5 protein-coding genes are annotated in these 4,886 nt (G+C 62.6%); 4 read left to right on the top strand and 1 reads right to left on the bottom strand.

What is annotated here, in order from left to right:
- Positions 1 to 477 precede the first annotated feature (477 nt).
- The 3 genes from CAPSK01_RS19990 (at position 478) to CAPSK01_RS19980 (ending at position 2,755) form a co-directional block, all read left to right on the top strand.
- Positions 478 to 1,170, top strand: a complete 693-nt coding sequence (locus tag CAPSK01_RS19990) for a YbhB/YbcL family Raf kinase inhibitor-like protein (RefSeq protein WP_273704170.1) — start codon at positions 478 to 480, stop codon at positions 1,168 to 1,170.
- A gap of 199 nt (positions 1,171 to 1,369) precedes the next feature.
- Positions 1,370 to 1,639 carry a metal-sensing transcriptional repressor gene (locus CAPSK01_RS19985; RefSeq protein WP_034931078.1) on the top strand — a complete coding sequence of 90 codons (270 nt, stop codon included), beginning with the start codon at positions 1,370 to 1,372 and terminating at the stop codon, positions 1,637 to 1,639.
- Between the two features lie 9 nt (positions 1,640 to 1,648).
- Positions 1,649 to 2,755, top strand: coding sequence for a nickel/cobalt efflux protein RcnA (locus CAPSK01_RS19980; protein ID WP_034930995.1), 1,107 nt, complete (start codon positions 1,649 to 1,651; stop codon positions 2,753 to 2,755).
- 18 nt (positions 2,756 to 2,773) lie between these two features.
- Here the strand turns inward: CAPSK01_RS19980 and lysM are convergent, their stop codons facing one another.
- A complete protein-coding gene (gene lysM, locus CAPSK01_RS19975; RefSeq protein ID WP_034930992.1) occupies positions 2,774 to 3,286 on the bottom strand; it encodes a peptidoglycan-binding protein LysM in 513 nt (170 codons plus the stop codon).
- A 239-nt stretch (positions 3,287 to 3,525) separates the two neighbouring features.
- Here lysM and CAPSK01_RS19970 point away from each other — a divergent pair.
- The coding region (locus CAPSK01_RS19970; protein ID WP_034930990.1) for a metallophosphoesterase at positions 3,526 to 4,886 on the top strand (1,361 nt) is incomplete at its 3' end.

Raw genomic sequence — 4,886 nt, 5'->3', positions numbered from 1 at the left:
CCGCCAATCAAGCTTGAGCCGTGTGTGCTGAAAGGCGCAAGCACGGTTCTTAGGGGGGCTGGGCGCGGGCAACCGTGTCCGGCTTACCCGACGTTAGAGCGCATTGCATGAATCCCGCATTCGACTCTGCCGGCTACCTGATTACCACCCCGGTGATCTCTGATGCTGAATGTGACGCCGCTATCGGGCAACTTTCGGCGGGTGGGCCTATTGGTGCTCGCAATCTTCTTCAGCTTGAGTGGTGCGTCAGTCTCGCGCGATTATGCGCCCACCGCTTCTGCACGCGTCTTCCAAGCTCAGGGGTACCCATGTCCGCCGAGTGTTGCACTTTCTGTTCGGTCCGCGCGAGCTGCCATTCGGGCTGCGGTGGGCCCATGCGCTCTCACCAGTCCATCGAGCCGACCGCCCACCAGCGGTGCTGGTGGGTACCCTCCGCGCTGCGCGCTCCGACGGCGGCTCATGCACAACGTTAGATTTATGAGCGTTTCTGCTCCAGAAATATTTGCGGTCAAAACAGCTATTTTTTCCAGTTGTAGCCTGCTGGAAGCCATTGAACGACGAACTTCTCAGAAGGAGATCACGATGAATCTATCCCTCACTTTGCGCGGCTTGTTGCTCACGGCGATCGCTGTGCTTGCTACGGCATGTGCGACTCCGCCATCGGGCGGCGACCCGGGACACAAGGGCTTCAGTCTATGGTCGCCCGGCCGCGTCGACAATGCTTTGCTAGACACCAAATACGGCGGCAAGAATCCGGCGAACACCAACTGTCCCGGGGAAAACATCTCGCCCGCTTTGGCCTGGGCACGCGCGCCATCGGCCACGCGCAGCTTCGTGATCCTGATGGACGACCAGGCCGGCCGTGTCGGGCTCGGGGTGAACCACTGGGTCGGCTACGGCATCAGCGCCAATGCATCCGGCTTGCCCGAGGGCGCGGCCCTCGCGGCGCCGGCCGCCTTCACGGTCGGCAAGAACTCGCTTGGCATGCCCTACCTCGGCCCCTGCCCACCGCGCGGTAACGCGCCGCAGCACTACGTCTACACACTAATCGCCACCTCGCTCGAAGCCGAGGCGCTGCCGCCCGGGCTCGACAAGGCCGCCGTGCTCGATGCGCTCAAGGGCGGCAAGGCGCTCGGCGCCGCCAGCCTCGTGCTGCGCTTCAATCACTGAACATCGGGCGGTGGCCGCTGCGCGGCGCGCAGTGCCATGCAGACGCGGAGTACCGCGCCTGCTCTTGCCGCGGCGCGGAGCTGACATCACGATGGTACGCAGGAGAATTCATACCGGTGCTGCTGCCTTAGCCCGAAGAAACTGCAAAAGCGTTACCGGATATCTTATCCTATCCCCCAGGATAGGATAAGATATGGCCATGACGACACACACCTCACACCCCGAAATCATCAAGCGGCTCAAGCGGGCCGAAGGCCATCTCAAGAGCATCATCACCATGCTCGAAGGGCAGCGCCCTTGTCTGGATGTCGCGCAACAGCTCCAGGCAGTCGAGAGTGCGATTAGCAGTGCCAAAAAAACCCTGGTGCATGACCACATCGACCATTGTCTTGAACAGGTTGTCCGCGAAGGCACCCAAAGCGCTGACGATACCATCCGCGAGTTCAAGGCCATTACCAAGTACCTGTAAGGGAAGCTGATGACCGAGTTTTCTGCCCTGTTGCAGCAGGGCAATGCCTGGCTGTTCGTTCCCAGCGCCATCCTGCTCGGAGCGCTGCACGGTCTCGAACCCGGCCATTCCAAGACCATGATGGCGGCCTTCATCGTCGCCATTCGCGGCACGGTAACCCAGGCCGTTCTGCTGGGGTTGTCGGCAACGATTTCTCATACCGCCGTGGTGTGGGCAGTCGCGCTGGCAGGCTTGTATTTCGGGCGTCGCTGGAACGCCGAGGTGACTGAATCCTACTTCCAGCTAGCATCCGCCGTGCTCATTGTCGGCGTTGCGCTGTGGATGATGTGGCGAACCTGGCGGCAGCAGCACGCGGCACACGACCACGATGGGCATGGTCACCACCATGACGAAACCCGGCGCATCGACACCGGCCACGGGGTAGTTCGGCTGGAAGTGTTTGAGGAGGGTGTGCCGCCGCGCTTCCGGTTGTTCACCGAGAGCCGGTTCGGTCAGGTCTGGGCAGCCGACCAGGTGAGGGTCGAAACGGAACGTGCCGACGGCAGTCGCCAGGCCTTCACCTTCGTGCAGCGCGACGGATTCGTCGAGTCCGAGCAGGAGATTCCGGAGCCGCACGAATTCGTTGCCCGCCTTCGCCTCGGGCATGCGCATCACAGCCACGACTATGATGTCGAGTACGAGCACGACCACCATCATGCGATCCAGGACTACGAGGGGCTGGATGTCTCGGCACCGGGCTATCAGGACCCACATGAACTGGCCCACGCCAATGACATCCGCCGCCGCTTCGCCAACCGGGAAGTGACGACCGGCCAGATCATCGTCTTTGGACTGACTGGCGGGCTGATCCCTTGTCCTGCCTCGATCACCGTGCTGTTGCTGTGCCTGCAACTGAAAGAGGTCGCACTCGGAGCGGCCCTGGTCATGTGCTTCAGCATCGGGCTGGCGCTGACGATGGTGGCGTCAGGCGCCCTGGCAGCCTTGAGTGTGAAACATGTTGCCACGCGCTGGAGCGGCTTCGGGGAGTTCGCCCGCAAGGCACCCTACTTCTCGGGCATGCTGATCCTGCTGGTCGGCTTCTATGTCGGTTATCAAGGACTGCACGCTCTGCCCTAGTAGTCAGGCTATCTGAAATTACTCCGACGGAATGCGCAGCACCTGGCCGGGATAGATTTTGTCCGGGTGAGTCAACATCGGCTTGTTGGCTTCGAAGATCAGCGGGTACTTGTTGGCATCGCCGTAGTGCTGTTTGGCGATCTTCGACAGATTGTCGCCGGCGACGACGGTGTAGAAGGTCGCTTCGGGTTCGCTCTGATCGACCGACAGCATGTCGTTGACCTGCGATACACCGGTGACGTTGCCGCAGCAGAGGAGGATTTTCTCCTTGCTGGCCTGGTCGCCGGCGACTCCGAAGACCGTCGCCGTTCCGCTTGCGCCGTCAAAAGTCACCGTCAGGCCGGTCACCGGCAGGTTCTGGGTGTTGATGTAGGCCTCGATCGCGTCCGCTGCGGTACGGTTCAGCTCGTCGAGGCGCGCCTTGGCCGCCTCGTCATCGGGCGCACTGGCCAGTTCGGCCGACGCCGCTTCGGTATCCTTGGCATGAAAAAGCTTCTCGCCTGCTTCCTTGACGAAATCAAAAAAACCCATGTCCTTCACTCCTGAAAAAGCGGCGCATGCTGGCGCCGAAAACAATGATTGATGGCTGCCCTCGTTGGCAGACCAAAACCAGTCTAGCAGTTCCGAAGGCATTCTCAAAGGCAGCGCATGACCCCTGCTGCCAGCCCATCTGGCGACGAGGCGACGAGGCGACGACTAGCGCATTGCTGCGGTGCGCCGGTGTATGCGACACTCGCCAACTCGCTCAACCTGCTCCCGGAGCCGCCCGCATGCGCCCAATGCTGATCTCCTGCTCGGCCAGCCTGCTCGCCCTGGCACTTTTCTTAAGCGCCTGCCAGACCGCGCCGCTCCCCGCCCCGCTCCCGGCGAGCGCCCTCGAAATCCACATCGCGCACATCAATGACCACCATTCGCACCTCGAAGCCACTCCCGACTTCGAGATCAGCATCAATGGGGTTCCGACACGCGTCGAGGCCGGCGGTTTCCCTCGTCTGACGACGCTGTTCAAAGCCAGCCAGGGTCTGCCGAACCTGTTGAAACTGCATGCCGGCGATGCGATCACCGGCACCCTCTACCATACCCTCTACCAGGGGGAGGCCGACGCGGCGCTGATGAACAGCGTCTGCTTCGACGCTTTCGAACTCGGCAACCACGAGTTCGACGAAGGCGACCTCGGCCTGCAGCGCTTTCTCGATGACTTGCGCAGCGGCCCCTGCCGGACCACCGTTCTCGCCGCCAATGTCGAAGCGGCGATCGGCACCCCGCTCGCGCCGGTCGCCGCCAATGATTATCTGCACCCCTATCTGCTCAAGTCATTCGGCAACGTCACCGTCGGCATCATCGGCATCGAAGTGCGCGGCAAGACGATGAATTCCTCGCGACCGCTAGCGAGCACGCGCTTCGCAGACGAGGTCGCCAGTGCGCAGAAATACATCGAACGACTGCGCGCGCAGGGCATCCGCCACATCATTCTGCTTACCCACCAGGGCTACGCAGCCGATGTGGCAATGGCCGCGCAGCTCAGTGACGTGGACGTGATCATCGGTGGCGACTCGCATACCCTGCTCGGCGATTTTTCGGCGATCGGAATCGACGCTTCGTCCGGCCCCTACCCGACGGTCGTCCGCAACCGCGACGGCGACCCCGTCTGTATCGGCCAGGCCTGGGAATACGCCAAGGCTTTCGGCCTGCTGCAGGTTCGCTTCGATGCGCATGGCCGCGTCGAGAGCTGCCGCGGCGAGGTGACCCTGCCGATCGGAGACGATTTTCGGCAGAAGGATGCCAGCGGCACTTTCGTCGCCGTCGACGCGGCCACGCGCACGCGCATCGTCAACACGTTGCAGAGAGCCGGCAGTGCACGCGTGGTCACTGCCGACCCACCCGCACAGGCCACCCTCGCCCGCTTTGCCGGTCGCCTCGAAGACCTGAAAAAGCAGCAGATCGGCATCGCCAGCGAATCGCTGTGCCTGGTGCGCGTACCCGGCGAATCGACCAACCGCAGCAGTGGCGTTGCCGGCTGCGAACAGGCCAACACCCTGGCCCGCGGCAGCGACATCGCACAAGCCGTCGCCATCGCTTACCGACAGGCGAGCAGGCTCGCCGACATCGCCCTGCAGAACGGCGGCGGCAT

This window comes from Candidatus Accumulibacter vicinus, from assembly GCF_000584955.1.
GTDB classification, from domain to species: domain Bacteria; phylum Pseudomonadota; class Gammaproteobacteria; order Burkholderiales; family Rhodocyclaceae; genus Accumulibacter; species Accumulibacter vicinus.
This window is presented reverse-complemented; position numbering and strand designations above follow the sequence as displayed.